The 20,487-nt window shown below is 53.1% G+C and carries 20 protein-coding genes and 1 tRNA gene; 12 read left to right on the forward strand and 9 right to left on the reverse strand.

The features are described from left to right. Window positions 1-143 precede the first annotated feature (143 nt). The 6 genes from C5Y83_RS20685 (at window position 144) to C5Y83_RS20710 (ending at window position 6,959) form a co-directional block, all read left to right on the forward strand. Entirely contained in the window at window positions 144-530 is a 387-nt protein-coding gene (locus tag C5Y83_RS20685; RefSeq protein WP_105331637.1) for a hypothetical protein, read from the forward strand. Continuing rightward, window positions 530-2,341 carry a CRTAC1 family protein gene (locus tag C5Y83_RS20690; RefSeq protein ID WP_105331638.1) on the forward strand — a complete coding sequence of 604 codons (1,812 nt, stop codon included), beginning with the start codon at window positions 530-532 and terminating at the stop codon, window positions 2,339-2,341. Before C5Y83_RS20685 ends, C5Y83_RS20690 begins: the two co-directional genes overlap by 1 nt. Then, window positions 2,307-3,587 (forward strand): tetratricopeptide repeat protein, encoded by a 1,281-nt coding sequence (locus C5Y83_RS20695; RefSeq protein ID WP_105331639.1) that lies wholly within the window; start codon window positions 2,307-2,309, stop codon window positions 3,585-3,587. The genes C5Y83_RS20690 and C5Y83_RS20695 overlap by 35 nt, the downstream gene beginning before the upstream one ends. Window positions 3,588-4,127: 540 nt before the next feature. After that, window positions 4,128-5,201: a DUF1559 domain-containing protein gene (locus tag C5Y83_RS20700; protein WP_158262460.1), complete on the forward strand. Its 1,074-nt coding sequence runs from the start codon at window positions 4,128-4,130 to the stop codon at window positions 5,199-5,201. Between the two features lie 130 nt (window positions 5,202-5,331). Beyond that, window positions 5,332-5,835: a carboxypeptidase-like regulatory domain-containing protein gene (locus C5Y83_RS20705; protein WP_105331641.1), complete on the forward strand. Its 504-nt coding sequence runs from the start codon at window positions 5,332-5,334 to the stop codon at window positions 5,833-5,835. Window positions 5,836-6,251: 416 nt separating this feature from the next. Continuing rightward, window positions 6,252-6,959, forward strand: a complete 708-nt coding sequence (locus C5Y83_RS20710) for an MOSC domain-containing protein (RefSeq protein WP_105331940.1) — start codon at window positions 6,252-6,254, stop codon at window positions 6,957-6,959. A gap of 374 nt (window positions 6,960-7,333) precedes the next feature. Here the strand turns inward: C5Y83_RS20710 and rlmN are convergent, their stop codons facing one another. Then, window positions 7,334-8,395, reverse strand: coding sequence for a 23S rRNA (adenine(2503)-C(2))-methyltransferase RlmN (gene rlmN / locus C5Y83_RS20715; protein WP_105331642.1), 1,062 nt, complete (start codon window positions 8,393-8,395; stop codon window positions 7,334-7,336). 295 nt (window positions 8,396-8,690) lie between these two features. Between rlmN and C5Y83_RS20720 the strand changes: the two genes are divergently transcribed. From C5Y83_RS20720 to C5Y83_RS20730, 3 genes are all read left to right on the forward strand, one after another. Beyond that, window positions 8,691-8,999: a hypothetical protein gene (locus C5Y83_RS20720; protein ID WP_105331643.1), complete on the forward strand. Its 309-nt coding sequence runs from the start codon at window positions 8,691-8,693 to the stop codon at window positions 8,997-8,999. A gap of 107 nt (window positions 9,000-9,106) precedes the next feature. Next, on the forward strand, window positions 9,107-9,808 hold the full coding sequence (locus C5Y83_RS20725) for a hypothetical protein (RefSeq protein ID WP_105331644.1): 702 nt from the start codon (window positions 9,107-9,109) through the stop codon (window positions 9,806-9,808). Window positions 9,809-9,877: 69 nt separating this feature from the next. Next, window positions 9,878-10,318, forward strand: coding sequence for a hypothetical protein (locus C5Y83_RS20730; protein ID WP_105331645.1), 441 nt, complete (start codon window positions 9,878-9,880; stop codon window positions 10,316-10,318). 123 nt (window positions 10,319-10,441) lie between these two features. On the opposite strand, the gene C5Y83_RS20735 is transcribed toward C5Y83_RS20730, so the two are convergent. Further along, window positions 10,442-11,917: a DUF1501 domain-containing protein gene (locus C5Y83_RS20735; protein ID WP_105331646.1), complete on the reverse strand. Its 1,476-nt coding sequence runs from the start codon at window positions 11,915-11,917 to the stop codon at window positions 10,442-10,444. A 404-nt stretch (window positions 11,918-12,321) separates the two neighbouring features. On the opposite strand from C5Y83_RS20735, the gene C5Y83_RS20740 reads away from it, so the two are divergent. Beyond that, window positions 12,322-12,651, forward strand: a complete 330-nt coding sequence (locus C5Y83_RS20740) for a hypothetical protein (RefSeq protein ID WP_105331647.1) — start codon at window positions 12,322-12,324, stop codon at window positions 12,649-12,651. Window positions 12,652-12,905: 254 nt separating this feature from the next. After that, the gene (locus C5Y83_RS20745) at window positions 12,906-13,664 is read left to right on the forward strand and encodes a hypothetical protein (protein WP_105331648.1); all 759 of its coding nucleotides are present in this window, start codon (window positions 12,906-12,908) and stop codon (window positions 13,662-13,664) included. On the opposite strand, the gene C5Y83_RS20750 is transcribed toward C5Y83_RS20745, so the two are convergent. The 4 genes from C5Y83_RS20750 to C5Y83_RS20765 form a co-directional block, all read right to left on the reverse strand. Then, window positions 13,575-14,180, reverse strand: coding sequence for a lactate utilization protein C (locus tag C5Y83_RS20750; protein WP_105331649.1), 606 nt, complete (start codon window positions 14,178-14,180; stop codon window positions 13,575-13,577). The genes C5Y83_RS20745 and C5Y83_RS20750 overlap by 90 nt on opposite strands. Then, window positions 14,177-15,571: a lactate utilization protein B gene (locus tag C5Y83_RS20755; protein ID WP_105331650.1), complete on the reverse strand. Its 1,395-nt coding sequence runs from the start codon at window positions 15,569-15,571 to the stop codon at window positions 14,177-14,179. Before C5Y83_RS20755 ends, C5Y83_RS20750 begins: the two co-directional genes overlap by 4 nt. Continuing rightward, the gene (locus C5Y83_RS20760; protein ID WP_105331651.1) at window positions 15,568-16,317 is read right to left on the reverse strand and encodes a (Fe-S)-binding protein; all 750 of its coding nucleotides are present in this window, start codon (window positions 16,315-16,317) and stop codon (window positions 15,568-15,570) included. Before C5Y83_RS20760 ends, C5Y83_RS20755 begins: the two co-directional genes overlap by 4 nt. Before the next feature lie 87 nt (window positions 16,318-16,404). Beyond that, window positions 16,405-17,142, reverse strand: a complete 738-nt coding sequence (locus C5Y83_RS20765; RefSeq protein WP_158262432.1) for a sensor histidine kinase — start codon at window positions 17,140-17,142, stop codon at window positions 16,405-16,407. A 497-nt stretch (window positions 17,143-17,639) separates the two neighbouring features. On the opposite strand from C5Y83_RS20765, the gene C5Y83_RS20770 reads away from it, so the two are divergent. Continuing rightward, window positions 17,640-19,073, forward strand: coding sequence for a hypothetical protein (locus C5Y83_RS20770; RefSeq protein ID WP_158262433.1), 1,434 nt, complete (start codon window positions 17,640-17,642; stop codon window positions 19,071-19,073). Between the two features lie 96 nt (window positions 19,074-19,169). On the opposite strand, the gene C5Y83_RS20775 is transcribed toward C5Y83_RS20770, so the two are convergent. The 3 genes from C5Y83_RS20775 to C5Y83_RS20785 form a co-directional block, all read right to left on the reverse strand. Then, window positions 19,170-19,391, reverse strand: coding sequence for a DUF1653 domain-containing protein (locus C5Y83_RS20775; RefSeq protein ID WP_105331654.1), 222 nt, complete (start codon window positions 19,389-19,391; stop codon window positions 19,170-19,172). A gap of 69 nt (window positions 19,392-19,460) precedes the next feature. Further along, window positions 19,461-19,534, reverse strand: a tRNA-His gene (locus C5Y83_RS20780). A 91-nt stretch (window positions 19,535-19,625) separates the two neighbouring features. Continuing rightward, window positions 19,626-20,435, reverse strand: a complete 810-nt coding sequence (locus C5Y83_RS20785) for a creatininase family protein (RefSeq protein WP_105331655.1) — start codon at window positions 20,433-20,435, stop codon at window positions 19,626-19,628. Window positions 20,436-20,487: the final 52 nt, after the last annotated feature.

Genomic DNA, 20,487 nt, shown 5'->3' on the forward strand with positions numbered 1-20,487 from the left:
TACTGACGAATTCGGGATAACAGGTTTGTTCTCCCCGGCTCTTTAGCAAGCGAAAGCGCCATTTCATCATCGAACTGGCGCTTTTCTTCTTTAACCCCAGGCTACACCGCCGTGTTTGCGGCGCTGATCGACAGGAAATGAATATGTATCGCGCACTAGGACTGTTAGCTGTTTTCGCTTTAATTCCCATGGTTGGGTGTGGCGGACAAACCGGTAATGAAGTCATCGCAACGGTCAATTACGAAGATGGAAGCCCTGTTCCACAAGGAACCGTTCGTTTCGTTAGCGATTCGTACGAAACTTTCGGGAACATTGTGGACGGTAAGGTGAACATTGGCGACATGGATGGTGGCGTGCCAAACGGTACCTACAAAGTTGCCGTACAAGCTACCGAGCAGGGTGGCGAAAGTGGTGGAACTTACGGTACGCCAATCGTTGCCAAGAAGTTTGGAAACCCCAATACTTCCGGTATCGAGATTAAGGTCGAAGAAAACAAAGACATCGAAATCGTTGTTGGAAAGAAACCATAGTGTTTCATTCGATATCGAAGGCCACTCGCTTGATTGGAGTGGCCTTTCTTTTTTTGGTGCCAGCCTGGGTTGGGTGTACCTCTCAGCCAGCGGATGACAGCGAGATCGAATCACCTGATTCGGCGGCTGTCGTCGAAGATGCTGACGCAGAATCTCCGCGTACATCGGCACTGCTTCCCTCGGAACTGCCACGCGAGCCAATCGATCGACAACCTCAAGACAGCGACTGGTTTGAAGAGGTCGCCAAAGGTAGTGGTGTCGATCATGTCTACCGAGCCGGGTTTGAATCGTCGCTTTACACGTTGCTCGAAACCGTGGGCGGAGGTGTCGCGATGGTCGACTACGATCAAGATGGCGACATCGACCTGTTTTTTAGCGGTGGTGGTGTCATTGAGAAAGGAACTCCGGTAATTACCAAAGGATTGCCATCCCGACTCTTTCGAAACGATGGCAATTGGAAATTCACCGACGTTACCGAAGAACTCAAGATTCCAACTCAGCCGTTCTATTCCCATGGCTGCAGCACAGCTGACTTCAATCGCGATGGTTGGCCTGATTTGCTGGTCGCTGGTTACGGTGGCGTGCAACTACTTAGGAATGATGAGGGGCATGGTTTCATTGATGTGACCCAGGATTCAGGTCTAGCCGAACATAAGCACTGGTACGTTCAAGGAAGTTGGCTCGATTTCGACAACGACGGATTCCTTGATCTTTACCTCATGACTTATGCTGATTGGGCTCCAGATCCTAATCGAACCTGTCACAACGAACGCAACCAACGTGATGTATGCGGCCCAACGCTCTTCGAGGGGCAGCGCGATGCGCTGCTGCGTAATCAGCAAGATGGCACCTTTTCGGATATCACGGAAAAGTCGGGTTTAGTTCCTGAGAACCGAGGCTTAGGGATCATCAGCGCCGATTTTAACGAAGATCAGTTAACGGACATCTTCGTCGGCAATGATGTCCAGTTCAATCAGCTATACCTCGGCCAAAAAGAGCTCCCATTTGTTGAGGAAGGACTTCTCGCAGGAGTTGCCGTTTCCTCGCGTGGCGAACGTGAAGGAACGATGGGTGTAGCGATTGGCGACTGTAATCGCGACGGGCTGCCAGACCTTTGGTACACGAATTTTGCCAATCAAGACAATTCCCTCTGCTTGAAAGAAAGCGCGGAGACAACCCTGTTTCAGAACGCCACCGTGAATGTTGGCCTGGCTGGCGTTTCACGGCCGTGGGTTGGCTTTGGCACGGTTTTGGCTGATTTTAATCACGATGGTTGGCTTGATATCTTCATTGCGAATGGACATGTGGGATACGAACGCTTGGAAAGTCCCTACTTTCAGCCTCCACAGCTTTTCCAAAGCAAAGAAGGAAAGCAATTTCAGGAAATCTCGAAAGAGGCTGGGCCTTATTTCGCCGGCAAGTATTCTGGGCGCGGCGTTGCCGTCGGAGATTTGAACAACGATGGCGCTCTCGATTTGGTGATTGTTCACCAGGACGAACCGGTCGCGCTGCTTAAGAATCGCCTTTCTTGCCCGCATTGGGTCCGGCTACAATTGATGGGAACCAAATCCAACGTCGATGGTATTGGTGCTAAGGTGAACTTGTTGAATCAAGAGCTTCCTTTTTCGACTTGGGTGACTGGCTCAGACAGTTATGCCTCTTCGTCAGATCGACGCGTCCTGTTCGCACTCGACGATGACTCTCCCGTCGACGTCGAAGTAACCTGGATGTCGGGCACCAAGGAAGTTTTCTCAAACCTTCAACCACAAGAAACGCATGAATTGGTCGAGGGACAAGGCCGCTCGCTTTGAAGATCAACTAGCGATTGATGAGGCCAAGCGATGGAAGCGTGCCGTGGCAACACTCGTTGTCATCGTTCTGCTTTTGGTTGTCGCTATGGTTGTGCTGATAAGCATGATGCGCGGCGACCCGGAGGACTATCTACGTAAGGCCCGCGAAGAACTCGCCGTGGCCAACAGCTCCGGCGATCTATCGGTGAAGCTAGAGCATGCCTCGAAAGCTCGAGATGCCGCTGAGCGTGCCGTGGGGTTGGATGGTGACTCGCCCACTGCGAGCATCCTGTTGGCGGCTTCTTTAGTGATTCGTAAGGACGATCCGAATTTTCTCATCGAGGAGACCGATGCCCTGCAAGAGGCTCGCAGTAAGATCGATCCGGCAGAGACCAAAACCGTTGATCTTATTGAGGCTGGGACAGCATTTTTCTACGCGGGTGACAACGCTTATGCTAATGAGCTACTCACGATTGCCTATGAGCGAGATCAGTGGCGAGCGGAGGTTCTCAATCAGTTGATTCAAGTGCGGTACGACCTGGGGGCCGAAGACGAGGTTCTGGAGCTAGGCGACGAGTTGGCGAAGCTGGAGCCTAATAATTGCTTGCCGTGGGTTGCCATGTCGTACGTTTTCGAGGATCGCCAGGCGTTAGAACAATTGGTGGCGACCTATCGCGAACTTCTCAAACGCGATTGTGCCGAACAAGACTTAACGCGTTGGAAGCTGATTGAACGGCTAATCGAAATCGGTCTGGCTGGGGAGGCACAACAAGAGTGGGACAAGTTTGTGACCAACTCCCCCGAAGCTGCCAAGGCGAAGGTAACGACGAGAGCGAAGTTGCTGTTCCTGCAAGGCAAGATCGAGGAAACGGAAGAACTGGTTGTCGAGGCCTTGGAAAAGAACCCCGATAGTGTCGACGCCATGCTGTTGCGAGGACAAGTCGCGATGGCAAGAGGGAATGCTGAAAAAGCGATCGAAGACTTCCAGAAATTGAGTAAGATCGATCCAACGCATCCACAAGTGCATTATCTGCTTGGTCAGGCTTACGCAAAGGCCGGCATGCGGGAATTAGCTACCAAAGAGTTGGCGATGCACGAGAAGTTGTCGACTGCACTCGTTACACTTCACGGCATGGAGCGTTTTGCCGCGAAAGACACGAGCAACGCTGGTATTCGGTGGGCCATCGCAGCGAAGTACGAAGAGCTTGGGCTCGATGAAATCGCCGAGTATTGGCGCGAGCAAGCTCGTGCGATTCAAAATCGCTAGATCGGCCACTCTCTTGGCCGTTGAGTTCTAGGCCGAGTTACGGGTCAATGCCCAGAAGGGTATTTGACTCCCTCTTTCGCCGCCTCCACCAGCGGCACACTCGCTCGACTCCTGATGCTTGTTCGCGTGTTAGGTCGTATCGATCAGATCAGCCTGACCACTCTCGCGAAACATCGCAATGGATTACTGAGATTTTGCGTCATTTTTGATCTCTCGAAAAATCCCCCTGGATTAAGGTGGCAATCGTACCTAAAAGTGTGTTTGTGCGGTTTTTTTTATGCGCAAACACGACTGCGGGTCGCTGGAAGCAGCAGTTTCGATGCAAACTTACTGTCAGCTAGCTCGCGATTTACGCGCTAATTCCCGAGATATCTTAACGGCCTCCTGGAAATGGCTAACAATAAGTGTAAAAAACAAAAATTAATAACTTGCGTAGCGATGGGTTTTATAGTTACTATAGTTGCGTCAGCATGGTGCTCTTCCTGCCGTTGCTGATTGATGCTCTTTATCGATCGATCTTTTCTGTTTTTGGAGGTCTACATGACTGCGCGACGAAATGGCTTCACGCTTGTGGAGTTGTTAGTGGTGATTGCGATCATCGGGGTGTTAATTGCCCTGCTTTTACCTGCGGTGCAGCAAGCCCGTGAAGCTGCTCGACGAATGGAATGCAACAACAAGCTGAAGCAGCTTGGTCTGGCATGCCATAACTTTCACGACACCTACAAACGCTTTCCGGCAAGCTGTCGTGAACCTCTGCTGAAAGACAAGCAATACAACGACTGGCGTGATGCCCGTGACCGTTGGAGCTACTTGGTCGTGTTGCTTCCGTACATCGAGCAGAACGCGCTGTACGAGAACATGATGAACAGCGTGATTGGTACGGGTGACCGTCCTTGGAGCAACATCCCAACTAGCAATGCATCGATTGACTCGTTCCATTGTCCTTCGGATGGTTGGGCCAAGGCTGTTGCCGACGGTCGTGGTAAGACCAGCTATCACGCCAACAAGGGTGACTACTGGCTCAACTGGGACTGGCACGAAACCCGCGGTGTGTTCGGTCGTGGTGATCAGCAGATGCACAGCATGGCCACGATCACTGACGGTACCAGCAACACGATCATGATCGGTGAAGTTCAAGTTGGTATTCAGGAAAGCGACAACAACGTCGGTTCCGGTGTGGCTAACGACATTGGTTGGTCGAACCCCATGGCTCCATCGAACTGTCTGGCTCGTGTTGGTGCCAACAAGACTCTGACCGGTTCGGTCTCGGGCAACGACTGGCAAAAAGGCTGGCGTTGGGCAGACGCGATGTCCGTCTACTCGCAGATGCACACCTTGTTGCCGCCAAACGGCCCAAGCTGCGGTAACAATGCCGAAAATTACATCATGGTGACACCAACCAGCCATCACCCAGGCGGTGTCAACATTCTCTTCGTTGATGGTTCGGTGCACTTCATCGCTGAAAACATCAATGCAGGTAATCCAACCCTGACCGTTCAGGACTCGGCAACTCCACCAGCTGGTAACCCGCAGAACTACACTGGGCCTTCGATGTATGGTGTCTGGGGTGCTTTGGGGTCCTCGGCCGGTCACGAAGCGGTTTCGATCCCATAGGCCAATCTGCGAACGCAATTGGTTGTTAACTGCTTTCGAGGTTCCGGGAGAGGCGCGGCTCCCGGAACCCTTTTTTTGAACGCGATGCTTACCGCCTATCGAGCGGATTTATGAATTAGGTGAAGAATCTATGGGTACAATCTTTTCTAGAACAGCGGCACTTGCCGCGGTGATTGGTTGCCTTGGGCTCATGGGTTGCCAAGGCGAACCCACCCTGCCAACCGAGTATGTTGAAGGTGTCGTGACGCTCGATGGCTCGCCTGTCGAAGGTGCCTCGGTGACCTTTGTGCCAGTCGACATGACCACAGGTATCTCCGCCGTGGGAACAACCGACGCAAACGGCGTGTACAAGCTGACCGCCACTCAAGGGGTCGACGACAAGATGCCAGCCCCAGAAGCTGGTGCGATGCCAGGGGACTACGTGGTGACGATCCGCAAAGTGGAAGCTGCCGATTACGTCTCGCGCGAAGAAGCGGAAGCACAAGGTATCAAGCCAACCGAATATGCTCCTGGGCAAGAACCAAAGCCAAAGTACATCGTTCCCAAGAAGTATTTGAATCCAAGTAGCACGGACCTGAAAGTCACCGTGAAAGAAGGAAAGAACGACATTCCTTTCGATCTCAAATCGAAGTAAGCCAAGTCGCAATAACCCCATCATGCTGCGATAGCCCTGGTTCTTTCCAGGGCTTTTTTTGTGTCTTGATTCTGATTGGAAAACCTAGAAACGCTGAAGTTAATTCAGCGTGCGCGCACGAAAAAGACCACCCAGGATAGCCCACCATACGGAGGACAGCCTGGATGGCCTTTTTCAGCGCTTCCAATCTTTTCGGCACATTCTTGGAGGAAAATGTCTCGATGGAATGGTTACGGGGCAGTTCGCCGGATGGTTCGAGGCAGGTTCAGATTTCGCTAGAAAAAAATCCTCCTGTACCCCAACTTCTTCCCGGGGTACGGCGACCCGTCATGACCGCCATGATTCGAGTCCTATAATGACGGTCTTCGGGCGCCTGGATGCAGGGCTCGCTCGTCACGTATTCGGGAGGGCAGGGGTTGTCAGATACAGCAGTAATCATGCAGTTGGCCGTGGGGATGCCGCAAGAATATGGTAATCCTGAGGCAACGGACCCAATGGATAAGCCTTGGAGCACTGGCTTCTTTAAGCAGCCAGTTAGCAGCCCCGTTTCGCTGAAGCATCTCGGATTTGATGGGGACGGAGTTGCTGACCATGTAAATCATGGGGGAGCGGACAAAGCCGTTCTCTGCTATTCAGCAGAGCACTATCCCGTTTGGCGGGAAGAGTTTCGGCAGATTGATTCGATTTCTCAACGACTTGCCGTCGAGCAATTCGGGCCAGGAGCGTTCGGGGAGAATCTCACCATTCTCGGCCAATCGGAAGATACGGTTTGCCTGGGAGATACCTACGAAGTGGGGCAAGCCGCGATTCAAATTTCGCAGCCGCGGCAACCGTGTTGGAAGCTGGGACGACGGTGGCGAATGAAGCAACTCACGGCACTGGCAGTCTCGACCGGGCGAATGGGCTGGTACGTTCGCATACTACGCGAAGGAGAATTGTCTGCCGGGCAGGAGGTGCGTTTGATCGGTCGACTGCTACCAGATTGGCCAATTTCTCGCCTCAATGAACTGTTCTACCACGATCGTCATAATGTCCAGGATGCGGAGATCATGGCCAATTGCCCTGTTTTGGCTGCGGCGTGGCGAGCTGAATTTCGAAAGCGAATCGAAAAATCTGCCAGCTAGCAAATCGAGATAAATCGGTACGAGACACGAGAATTCTCGCAAAATAGAATGGTGCCAGGATTTGCTAAACGTCAGGGGCACCTCAGGTCGAAAGATATTCTTCGTGCTTCCGACCTATCCTCGACCTAATTGCGAGGTAAAATAGGGGAGCATCAACAAGACATTGGATCTAAGCCTTCGGCCTCCATCCGGCAGAGGGACCAATTTTTTGCGAATGCCCGTTTCACAAACGGCTAGTGCAAGTGCACGCTCAGAAACGCGCATTTCTCGCAGCGACTCCACTCGTCGCATTGGCCGAAGGTTTACTTACAAAAGGCGCCCTGCTGACTAAGCAGGGCGTTTTTTGTTTCTTGGTTACTTCTTGATGGCGGAGGTTACGATTTGGTTCCTTCCAGTGGCACCAAATTCTCCTTGGACAACCGCCGTAGTTGACCGCAAGCGGCGTTGATTTTGTCCCCCTTGCGGTGCCGGAATTTCACCGTAATGCCGTAGTTCTCCAAGATCTCGCGAAATCGCTGTTGGGCGTGGATCGACGGAGTTTCGTATGGCAGGCCCGGGACCGGGTTATAGGGGATAACGTTCAGAAGAGCAGGGCGTCCCTTGAGCAGGCGAGCCAACTGCTGGGCGTGTTCTGGGCGATCGTTCAGTTCGGAAAGAAGAACGTACTCGAACGTCAGACGCCGTCCGCTTACATCAAAGTAATGGTCCGCTGCTTCAAGAATCGAATCGATGCCGATGGTCTTGTTTACAGGGACAATCTGGGTGCGTAGCTCATCGTTGGGGGCATGCAACGAAACAGCCAGGTGAAAACGCGTGTCGAGCTTCGCCAGCTTGTTGATGGCCGGCGGCAGCCCGACGGTGCTGATTGTAATCCGCCGTGCACTGATCCCCAGGCCATCTTCGTCGGTTGCGAAATTGAGGGCTTGAAGCAATCGATCAACATTGGCCAGCGGCTCTCCCATGCCCATCACCACGATGTGACTAAGCCGTTCGCCCTCAGGCAGCAGCATCTGCAGCCACAACATCTGCTCAGCGATTTCTCCTGCTGTGAGATTGCGTTCGACACCGTCGAGTCCGGAGGCGCAGAAAACGCAGCCCATGGCGCAGCCTACTTGCGAGCTAATGCAGATCGTTCGCCGATCCCCGTCTCGCAGCAAGACACATTCGATACGGCCTCCATCGTGGAGCTGAACCAGCAGTTTTTCGGTGCCATCATCCGCGGAAGTGTGCTTGGCGATCGTGGTTGTCCAAATTCGGCAAGACTGGGCCAGCTTCTCCCTGAAAGCTTTGGGGAGGTTCGTCATCGCCTCGAAAGAATCGACCCGTTGCTGGACGATCCACTCCCGCAACTGCTTGGCGCGGAACTTCGGTTGGCCGAGTTCCTTGACGGTGGCTTCCAACTGGTGGCTTACGATTTGTTCAACAAGATCAATCATTCCAGCATGGTACTCAACCGACCAGTAAAACGTAGGGGGAAAGAGGGGGAAAGGAGCGAAATCCGCGGAGATCAGCAGGGCTTCGCACCGGCTGCCTGTGTAGGCTACGGCTACTCAGCGAGCAGTGAGAGCATTTTTGGTTAATACGTCTGCCCATAGTGAAACCGGCCAAAATCCGTTATACTGGCGAAAATCACTATCAGGCGAGGTAGGGCGGATTCGGTAGACTCCTCTTTCAATAGATTCTCTATTTCGCTCGTACTTGGTCAACTTACCACAACGGCAAGATTGCACTATGGCCCGAAAAGTCGCTAATCGCAAAGAGTTGCGTGCTCAAGTGGAGGCTGCAGAAGCCGCCGAAGCACAGGAAGACGGAGCACCAAAGAAGAAGAAGGCGAAACGGAAGTCCCGCAGTAAGAAGACCACCGAAGTCCGGATGAAAATGTTCTGGGGGGTCTTCAATCAATCGATGAAGCGGGTCGCTTTGTACGAATTCGACCAAAAGGAAGAAGCCGAAGCCAAGGCAGCCGACTTGAGCAAGTCTGGCAAGCCTCAGCACTTCGTGCAGAAAGTCAAAGAAACGATCGAAGAAGTTGTCGAGTAATCGCGGCTTGGCGTTTCTTGTCCTGCGGTTTCGGCCGCGGGGATCTTCGTAGTCCGTTCGTCCTGAGTGCCAGTACCTCAAGTCCTTTTTGAGTGCGGGAGTTTCTGATGACGCTGCGAATCAATCTAATGACATGCGCTGTCATTTCTGTGATGGCGCTGGGATGCTCTACGGAGTCACCATCGCAGTCGTCTGGCGACACGGCTCCTGCTGGGCACGATTCCTCTGACTCAAAAGCCAGCCCTAAGACGCCGGCCATCTCGCTCGCCCCAGCTGGCGATCCTACGCCTCCGCTCGATGGAGGTCGCGTGCAGTCGACGATGCCGAAGGGGTGGAAGTTTCTACCACGCTCGAACGATTTTCTTTTTGCTGCATACTTCGAGGAGAAAGGTGGCGTGCCGCGACTTGTTCTCCGCGAACAGGAGGCTGGCGATTTACCGGAGACCGCTTCGGCCGAAACAGCCAAGCCGTTAGCCGAAGCGATTCGCAAGGAGTTTCCTTCTGGAAAAGAGTCTCCCCTTACCGTCTTGAATATTGGCGACAACTGGTTTGTCCGCTTCGAGAAGAAGATGTCGTTTCGGAGCCTGCCTGCCAGCGGCGTGTTCCTGGTCACAGTCCAAGATGGGAAGCGGTTTACGCTGGAGCTACTTTCGTATGCCGAAAAGAAGGATCAGTTTCTTCCAGCTCTGTATCGGTTTGCGGGTGACCTCAAGGTTCAAGAGATAGAAACACAGGATTCAGGCGAATCGGTGAATGACGTCGAGGCTTCCAGTGAATTGAAGGGCGATTCTGGCAGCGACCCTTTGTGATATGACTCGCTGTTTATTGAGAGATGAATTCTTGGCGAACCTGTGTAAGGTGTCGCATCTCCTTCCGGCATGAAATACTTCACGCTGAAATGGTGGCTAGGACTTCAGGATGGGCGTGGCGAGGATCCGGTTGAGGAATTCCAAGATCACGTCGCCTCGATTCAGGATGTGCTCCCGAAAGACTTTCGGACGCTCTCGGAAAGCGTGTCGCTGCACGATGCCAGGTTGCGAAGAATGGAGTTCGATGCGGCTACTCAAGCGCTTGAGATGAAGCTCGATGCTTGTGGAGGCGGCGGCAAGTCTCGAAAGCTGACACTGCGATATCTTCAGGTCGATTCGTTTCTTTCGACTGCGAATCCGGCCCTTGGACTGCCTGGTCCGTTTGGCTACGGCGACTTAGGCTATGACGAACCGCATCGGTTGGCGGACGGTCGTTTTGAGCATCGTATTCTATTTTCTTCAGGTATCGAACTTCGCATTCGCTTTAGCAACTTTCAGCTTGTTGACTAAGGGTAGCGATTTGATTCCATGGCAAGAACGAAAAAAAGCGGCTTCGGTGAGGATGGATGTCACCGAGGCCGCTTAATGAAAAGGAAAGGGGGGATCAAAGAAGAGAATGGGGTGGAGTTCGTGTTAGCCGAAGAGTGCCGTAACGGCTTCGGCCTTCACTAGCTCGCGGGGCTGATTTAGGTGGTTATACACAATGGTTTGAGGGTCGATTCCAATTGCGTGATACATCGTAGCAAGCAACTCGATCGGATGAACTGGGTTATCTTTCGGCGCGGAAGCGGTTTCGTCCGACTCGCCGTAGACCTGGCCACGTGCGATGCCGGCACCGGCAACACACGCCGTGTAACAATAAGGCCAGTGGTCGCGGCCATCGGCACTGTTGTTGTTGCCGGAAGTGCTCACACCGCGTTGTGGACTGCGACCGAATTCACCTACGGCAACAACCAAGGTTTCATCTAGCATTCCACGATCGTCCAAGTCGCCGATTAACGCGGAAAGTCCCGAGTCGAGCATCGGAGCGGATTGGTTCTTCATCCGTTTGGACAGGTCAACGTGATGGTCCCAACTGTGATTGTCGGAGTTGGCAACCTTGGGCCAAATCACTTCGACAACTCGCGTGCCTGCTTCAACCAATCGGCGAGCCAGCAACAAGCTTTGGCCAAACGTGTTTCGGCCATAAGTGTCCCGCGTCTTGTCCGTTTCTTTGGAAAGATCGAACGCGTCACGAGCACGACCGCTGGAGATCAGATTCAACGCGGTCTCGTAGTATTTATCCAGATCGTACGATTGAACGGCTTTGTCGAGCGCTGGCATGCCGGCGTTGATCATGTCACGCAGATGGGCTCGTCGTCCGAGGCGCGTGCTAGTTACTTCCGGGCGGAGCTTTAGGTCGTCGACGTTGATGTTGTCCATCTTGTTCATATCCATATCACCCCCGGGCGGGAACAGATAATACGGATCGTAGGCTCGGCCGAGAAAGCCGGCTGTGCCTGACTTATTGACGACGTTGCTTTCCTGCAGCGGACGGGGCATCATCACGAACGGCAACATCGGGACTTCGGGCGGCTTGAACTTGATAATGTTACAGCCGAAGTTGGGGAAGTCTTTCGGCGTGGGGGGCTCGAGCTGACCGCTAGGGCTCACTTTGTCGGCCGTGTACCCAGTGTGCATTTGGTAAATCGCGGCCGTGTGATTGAACAAGCCGACCGGCGTGTAGCTCATTGAGCGAATCAGCGAAAGCTTGTCGGTCTGTTGGGCGAGCTTCGGCAAGTTCTCGGTTAAGTCCATGCCGGGGACCTTGCTGCCGATGCGTTTGAAAACGCTTTTCACATTATCAGGCACATTATCTTTAGGGTCCCACAGGTCGAGATGGCTTGGGCCGCCCTGCAAATAAACCAGGATAATGCTCTTAGCCTTACCGAAGTTAGGTCCGTGGGTGGCAAGATCGGCTGCTTGAGCTTGGTTGGATTGGAGGTTGAGCATCTGTCCCAGCGAGAGGCCCAGCATGGCGGAACCACCGACTCGCAACAGATCGCGTCGCGTTGCCCCAAGATGGGGATCGCAGACGTCCTTCGCTTTGCTGCCAGGGATGACGAGCATGGGAATGCTCCTTACTCAAATGGGAGGAACTCCATGCAGCGGTTGGCTCCATGGAAAACTCATGAGCAGAGGTAGGCGTGCCTAAATCGCTAAGTGGGCAGCGACTCATCAGGTGAGGGAAAGACTCCCTTACTGGCATCCGGCGCTTACGGGGATAGCGCGGTCCTCGTCACCATCGACTGTTAGGAAACCCCCTAAGTAACAGTCGTGGGAGGCAGTATAGGGTTTTCAAAAGAGGAATGTCAAGCTTTGCTACATCACTTGTACTTAGTGGGAAAATGCTGTGCATTAAACCGCTCTGCGAGCTGCTAGCGGGAACCCGACGGATGTTGCTCTTGCCGGGGCGGCCTTGTTTCTGGTATTCCACGCGACCGACTTTCTCTTAAAGGCGAAGGAGTGTGGCAATGCGACGTCGAATATTGAAATGGATTGCAGGTAGTTTGGCCGTGGGTTCGCTGAGCGCGTTCGGGCATGGCTGGCTTTCTCCCCGTTCATCAATGGCGGTCGATACAGCGAATCTGCAGCAGACACTCGAAAAAGGCCTGTATGTTCGTCTACCCGCGCAGTACGAATTCATCGCCGCTGTTATTTATCTTGTTGAACAAGATAAGCTGCCACTGAAGTTGGTATACTCCACCTTTAAATGGTCGCAGCAGTACTCCAAGGGAAGACGCTACTACTATTTCGAACTCGGAATGCGGAAACGAGCCGAGCAAATTGGTGTGACCATCTAAGCTTTGGGCGAATTACTAAGCCTACGAAACTCTTGACCTATTTGAAGATTCCGTGAGAATCGGTGCGAGCGGACCGACACCTGCGAATAGCTGCGCGGTTCATGTCTATTAGCGGTAGCCCCACCTTTTCTACCGCAGATCTCCACGGAACAGAACGAACAAGAGAACGAGGCGAGAGAATGACGGAGCAGACCAGGAAGAATATTACACAGGTGCTCCTCCCGGGGTTATTCCTGTTTGGAGCGCTCGGTCTAATGTATGGGCCGACCTACTTCCAGTATGTTCGCAGTCACTGGCTCGACTACAGCATTCAGCGCGAATCTCTGCTCGGTCCTGTCTGTTATGACGTCCGCCTAAAGTCTGGATTCGTATCCGAAGTGGGCGACAACTGGCAAGTGTACGTCATCACCGACATGAACCCAGAAAAGTCGGAAGCAAGCAACCGTCAGGAACTGCTTCTCGTTGACCAATGGGGCAGCATCGTCAAGCGAGATCTGCAAACCGATGTTGGGGCGATCCAAAGCACGCACTTGGTTCCCCAAGACGGCTACGCCATGCTCGAAGTAATTCGTCACGTACCGGGTGATTTGTTTGCCGCGGAAATTGTCCACTATCAGGTTACCTCGCAGCAAATTGCCATGGTCGAAAGTGAGACCAAGCGATTCAATCCTGGCTGGCGCTGGAATTTTGGTCCTCCTCACGAAGGACCTCCTGGACCGCGAGATTTCGACCACCGCTGGCGCGGACGTGGTCGAGGTGACGACCGCGATCCTGACTTCCGGAATCGCGGTGATGCTGACGCAGACTCACGACCTCGTCGCGGTCCTCGGCCAGAACCAGAGTATCACACCGGCGACGTCGCTCAATCTCGTAACGATCGAAGCAGAGCAGCTTCTAAAGTCAATGGTGGAAACTTCCAGCGATCAAAGTACGAAGAAGACATGCAGCGATCGCGCCCCATGGGCTCCGATGACAAGGGACTGCTCGATGTCGGCAGTCTTGGAGGGGCCTGAGACGAAGCAGCCGAACTGGTTGGCCTGCCAGCTGAGTTTCTGGTAGGCCTCGGCTAAGTTATTCACAATCACATCGTCAACTTGCCCGCCAGGGCAGTGCAGCACGAGGCCGACGTGCTGGGGAATGAATAACACAACCCGATGCCGGATGGCGGCATCGGTCACCCACACGGCGGCGTTCTCCGCGACCGCAAATTCGCCAGGCAGAAGGGCGAAGTCGACATCTTCCAAAGCGTGGGGATCATCGATCCGATCGAGATCGATATTACCCATCAATCCGTCGATGCAGCTAACGGTCTTCTTCGCGTCCACATAAACAGGCAGCTCGGCGAGCGACTCCGCCAATCCATCGAGGCCTTCGACGACGACGGCTGTACCACCGACAGCAGCGAGAACATCGCCAAAGTGGGCAACGGGATCCGCGTACTGAATCCATTCTTGCTGCATGCTGGGTAGATCGACCGACGGAACCAACTGGTTGCGGACCGATTTTAAGATGTGATCTTTGCTGCTCATTTCGATTGATTCTTCTTCGCTCGCTTGGCGTATTGCTGGCGGAAGCTCTCGGACGGGGCTTCTGGCATCTCCCGATTCTTGCCCCATGGGTTCATGCCGTTGTAGATCATGAACCGAGGCAAGTTCCGCAGAAAGAACTTGCCGATGCCTCCGAGCCAGGCATACAGCTTCGGACGCTGAAAGACCCATGATGCGATTCGCATCGGCATCGTTTTGGAGACTGGAAGCTGTTTTTGATTCTTCACTTCCGTACGCAGCGTAAGAAGTTGTTCGTGCAAATTGATTTGCACGGGGCAAACGTCCGTGCAGCTTCCGCATAAAGTACATGCGAACGGAAGCGACTTGTGATGCTTCGCGTCGCGGAGGGGATTCAAGATCGAGCCAATCGGCCCTGGCACAGTGGCAGCATAGCTGTGACCGCCACTGCGTCGATAAACCGGGCAGGTGTTCATACAGGCACCACAGCGGATGCACTTTAGCGCGTTGCGATAGTCGTCGCTGTTCATCAAATTGCTGCGACCATTGTCGACCAAGATGATGTGCAGTTCACCACCTTCACGTGGCCCATGGAAGTGGGACGAGTAAGTCGTGATCGGTTGACCGGTTGCACTGCGAGCAAGCAAGCGCAGGAATATGCTGAGGTGATCCGCAGAGGGAATCAGCTTTTCAATGCCCATGCACGCGATATGAACATTTGGCAGAGACACACCTAGGTCAGCATTGCCTTCGTTCGTACAGACAACAATCCCGCCCGTATCGGCCAAGGCGAAATTCACACCGGTGATTCCAACGTCGGCTTGCATGAACTTGTCACGCAAGTGTTGACGAGCCGATTCGGTTAGGTAGCAAGGATCGTTGTTGCCGGCTTCGGTGTTGAGATGCTGGTGAAAGGTTTCGCTGACGTCTTCCTTCTTCAAGTGAATTGCCGGCATTACAATGTGCGAAGGGCCTTCTTGGCGGAGCTGCACGATCCGTTCGCCCAGATCGGTATCAACAACCTCGATACCATTCTTCTCCAGGAACGGATTTAAATGGCACTCTTCGGTGAGCATCGACTTCGATTTAACGATTCGCTCGGCTTCATGCTTCTTGAGGATGTCGAGCACGATCTGGTTATGTTCTTCAGCGTCCTTCGCCCAGTGCACAATGGCACCGCGCGCTCGGGCATTCTTCTCGAACTCTTCCAGGTAGTCGGCCAGCTTGCTGACAGTGTGGGCTTTGATCTGAGAGGCGCACGACCGGAGCGTTTCCCATTCGGGTAGACTCTTGGACATGCGATCGCGTTTTTCACGAATGAACCACAGTGCCGAATCATGCCAGTGAGTACGGGCTTGATCCTGGTTAAAGCGATTAGCGTTTGTGGGGTGATCGAATTTAGTGCTGGTGCTCATTGGGGAACCTCGTATCCGGCGAGGATTTCGGCGATGTGCATGACGCGAATGGGATGTTTGTCTCGCTGGATCAATCCGGCTAGATGCATCAGACACGACATGTCGCCAGCGGTTAAGACTTGCGTGCCCGCTTGGAGGTGGTCGGCGATACGGTCACGACCCATCGTGCAACTAACCGCTTCCTCTGAAACCGCAAATGTGCCACCGAAGCCACAGCATTCGTCCTTGCGTTTTAGATCGGCAAGCGTGATGCCGTCAATCATTTGCAGAAGCTGGCGAGGTTTGTTGAACTCGGACGTGTTGCGTTCACTGTCGCTGGCCAGTCGTAACTCTCTTAAGCCATGGCAACTCGAGTGGAGACCAACAACGTACGGAAAGTTGCCGGGCAAGGAGTCGACCTTCAGCACATCGACCAGGAACTCGCAAAGCTCGAAAATCTTTGTGCGGATTGTCTCGTGCCGCGAGTCGCCGTGGACGATATGTTCGTAGTGATTCTTCACCATGGAAACGCAGCTGCCGCTTGGCGCGACGATGGCATCATAGCCGGTGAAGATCTCTAAGAAACGTTCTGCTAGTGGAGCGGCATCGGTATCACAGCCGCTGTTGAGCATCGGTTGCCCACAGCATGTTTGTGCTTCTGGAAATTCCACTTCACAACCTAGTTGCTCCAGCAGATCTAGCGTTGCCATCCCAACGCGAGGATATAGCTGATCAACGTAGCAAGGGACGAACAGGGCGACGCGCATAGCAAGTAGGGGCTTATCTTTGGTTGGCGAGAATGGAGGCGTGCGAATCGAACATTATAACCGCGAATAGGCGATTTCCGACGTTGCTTAGCCGAATGCCCGCGATTTTTCCCTGTTCCGGAATTTTTTCTTCGCACTGTCGAGGGGGAATTCAATGCACAACTCGCAGCCGAGCTCTGACGAAGTCCTTCGCTCGATGGTGCCATTTAAATATTCGACACACTCCTGGATACGGCCTTCGTGACTTGAATCAAACGGCGTTTTGCCATCTGGCGTGCCATTGCTGGTGATCGACAACTGAAGAAGTTCGTCATTTTGTCGCAAGTCGATCACTACGGTATCGGTCGTCGAACATTGACGAATTTCATCGAGTGTTTCACGTACCAGCTGAACCAATACACCCTCGGCCATGGGGGTTAAACGGTCAAATTCGATATCTTGACGAAAGAGAATCGACTCGATTGAAGGTTCGAATTGCTCGATCAAACGTTGGATTCCCGCTACGACACCTTCGTCTTGGGTCATGTTGGGAGACAACAAGTTCATGGTTCGACGCGCATGACGAAGACTCGTGCGGATCATTTCAATCGACATTTCCAAAGATTCGCGACTGGTGTGCGGGCGATCCAGTATGACCTCCAGCTGTAGCAGCGAAGAAGTCAGGTTGGGCAAAACCAGATCATGTAGATCGAGGGCGAGGAGTTGCCGCTCTCGTTCCTGATTCGATTTCACAAATTGCAAATAGGCTTTATCTTCCAGCAGTTCGAGGTGTTCGAGTCGGAGGGATTCGAGATCTTCACGTAAACTTCCTAAGTCTTCGGCCACGTTTGAGTCGGTTATTTTCGCGTTACGCTGTTTTCCGAGCCATTGTGAAGCAGCGAACACACCAAGAATGGCCGCGCCTAGAGCGGCAAGCAGTATTGCCAAAATCGTAGATGGAATCACGAATGGCGCAAGAGATGCTGTTAGGCCAACGGCTAGGGCAAGAAGTCCGATTGCGGCGAGTATAACACGGCAATAGCGCGATTCCTGCATTGATGCTGCTCCAAGTTATTTGCTGCGAAACCGCAGTGAGATATCTCACACTTTTGATACCACTACGCAACGGCTGATGCAGCCCCTCCCGCAGGTTGCCCGTCAGACGTGCCGTTATAATTTGCCCAAAATGCACAAGAACCTAATTTAACCCGAAGGTCGCAGCCGCTAGAATCGGTTTTGGCCAGCCACTACCCAATGATTGACTTACAGTTTACGAAGCGTTCCCGATATACGCTCCATTTATGGCCCAATTTCGCTCCGCATGTTTCTTGGGGGAAACTTTCATGATGCTCCGCTCTGTATTACTTCTGACAATGACCTTTATGATGTTCCCGCAGATCGCGGACGCAGGACGTCATCGCTGCCGTACAGCTTGCTCGCCATGTGTAACTTGTAGTGACACCACGAGCTGTTCTTCGTGCGGTGAAGCCGCACCGGCCGAGATGGTCGAAAAGACGGTCATGGTCCCGACGACCGTGATGGAAACTCGCACCGTCACCAAGACTGTCTGCAAACCAGAAACACGCGAAAAGACCGTGAAGGTCGCCAAGTGCGTTTCGGAAACCAACTACGTCACCAAGGAATACACGGTTAGCGTTCCGACTTGGGAAACCAAGGTCGTCGAATACACCGTGAACAAGCCTGTCTACGAAACCAAGACCGGTACCAAGACTGTGATGGTTCCGACCTACGAAACTAAGCTGGTCGACTACACCGTTTGCAAGCCTGTCTACGAAACCAAGACTGGTACCAAGACGGTTATGGTTCCAACCTGGGAAACCAAGACTGTTCAGCAAACCGTCTGCAAGCCTGTCTACGAAACCAAGACCGGTACGAAGACTGTGATGGTTCCGACTTGGGAAACCAAGGTTGTTGACTACACCACTACCAAGCCAGTTTGGGAAACGAAGACCTGCACCAAGACGGTCATGGTTCCTCACCAGGAACAACGCACAGGTACCAAAACCGTTTGCAAGATGGTTCCTGAAACCGTCACCAAGACCCGTTGTGTCGATAAGGGTTGCTGGCAGACCAAGACGAGCACTGACTGCTGCGGTTGCCCAACGACCTGCAAAGTTTGGGTTTCCAATGTGGTCCAGGAATCGTACGACTGCACCGTCATGAAGCCAGTTACTGAAGAAGTGCCGTACACCTACACGGTGTGTGTCATGAAGCCAGAAAATAAGGACTATACCTACAAGGTCTGCAAGACGGTTTGCGAAACCAAACAGAAAGAAGTTAAGTACATGGTCTGCAAGCCAGAAACCAAGGAATACACCTACCAGGTGTGCAAGATGGTTCCTGAAACTGTGACCAAGGAAGTCAAGCACATGGTTTGCAAGCCGGAAACTCGTGAGTACACCTACCAAGTGTGCAAGATGGTTCCGGAAACCAAGCAGAAGGAAGTCAAGGTCAAGGTTTGTGTTCCACAGGAAAAGGAGTACACCTATCAGGTCTGCAAGATGGTTCCTGAAACCAAGACCAAGGAAGTGAAGCACATGGTCTGCAAGACCGAGACTCGTACCAAGGAAGTGCCCGTCACGACCTACAAGACTGTTTACGAAGACAAGGTTTGCAGCTACACCGTGATGGTTCCGCACACTGTGACCGAAGAAGTTCAGGTCCCAGTTTGCAAGATGGTTCCTAAGACCATCCAGGTTCCAGCCGCCAGCTGCGGTGGATGTGCTCCAGTCGCTTGCACCACTTGTGGTGGCTAAGCCCTAGGCATGAACCAATAAGTCAGAAGCCTGCGATCGAATGGTCGCAGGCTTTTTTCATGCGCCAAGTGTAGGCAAAGAATTTTCTGGTTGGATTTATGCTTCGCCAATGTAAGCAAAACGTGGTACTTCATGTCCGTCGAGCGTGAGCGTTTCGCGGAACATGGATAGTGGCCGGACCCACAGGCCTCGCTCGCCATAGTCTTGCCGATAGACCACCAGTTCTTCTTCCGTTTCACTATGCCGGGCGATACCGATTACAATGTACTCAGCACCTTTGTAGTGACGATAACGCCCAAGTGGTATCGAAAAAGACATTACGGCAGAGTTGCCTCGCGAGAGGCCTTCGTCGGTGTATCTGTTCCGAGAAGGCAGAAGAAGAAAAAGGGTGGGTAGAGGGATTCGAACCCACGACCCCTGGAACCACAATCCAGTGCTCTAACCAACTGAGCTATACCCACCACAATTGAAGCGACTTAGTTTAAATTCCGGCGGGCACCTCGTCAATTGGCCGGGGAGATTTAATTTTTCAAGTGCTTTGTTTTCAACGCTTTACGACGGATCGTCGAGGATAAACGGAAACGCATCGTCCAGCTTCGCATCAGAAAGCTGGACCAGAAAAGGGGCCAAGCGGTTCACTAGCAACTGCATCAATTGCTCACCTTTTTCCGCACTCGCTTCGTGCGGGTGCCCCGAACCACTGTTGGTTGTCAGCAGATGCCAGGGGCGTGTGATCGACACCCAGCCCTTCTCCAATGCCTCAAATTGCATCGGTCTGGTCGCGCCTGAGTCAGCGTCCAGCGACCCGTCTGGACGTTTGGCGACCAGCTCTGGGCGATAAGCCAAGATCATGGATGTTTCCATTTCGCCGGCGTGATCTTCCATGTGTTTGAAGATCGAAAAGTACTCTTCGTTCGTGAAGGCCTTGAACCAGTTGCAGAGAAATACCTGAGCCTCGGTCTTACCGTACAACTCACGCAGCAGCGGTTTCATCTCGTTGCCGCCATGGCTGTTGAGTAGGACTACCTTTTTGATTCCACTTTGAACGAGAGATGCGATCAGGTCGGTGACCACGGCGTACAGCGTCGATGGATCGAGGTTCATCGCCAGGGGAAACTCCCGCATGTTGGTTTCCGTGCCGTAGGGAACGGTCGGCAGGAGGATCACTTTGGCTCCCTGGGCGTGGGCCGCTTCGCAGATTTTTTCTCCAATTTGCGTTCCTTCGTAGTCGTCGGTTCCGTACGGCAGATGGAGGTTATGCGGTTCGGTGGCGCCTAAGGGAAGCACGGCAACTTCGTACTGAGATTGTTTAACGTGACCGTAGCTGACTTCAGAGAGCTTCCAGGGACGAGGGGCAGGCATTGGTGTGGCTCCATCAGGAAGGGAAGAAAACGGAAGGAGCTATCGATTCTAG

Source organism: Blastopirellula marina, from assembly GCF_002967765.1.
Lineage (GTDB): Bacteria > Planctomycetota > Planctomycetia > Pirellulales > Pirellulaceae > Bremerella > Bremerella marina_A.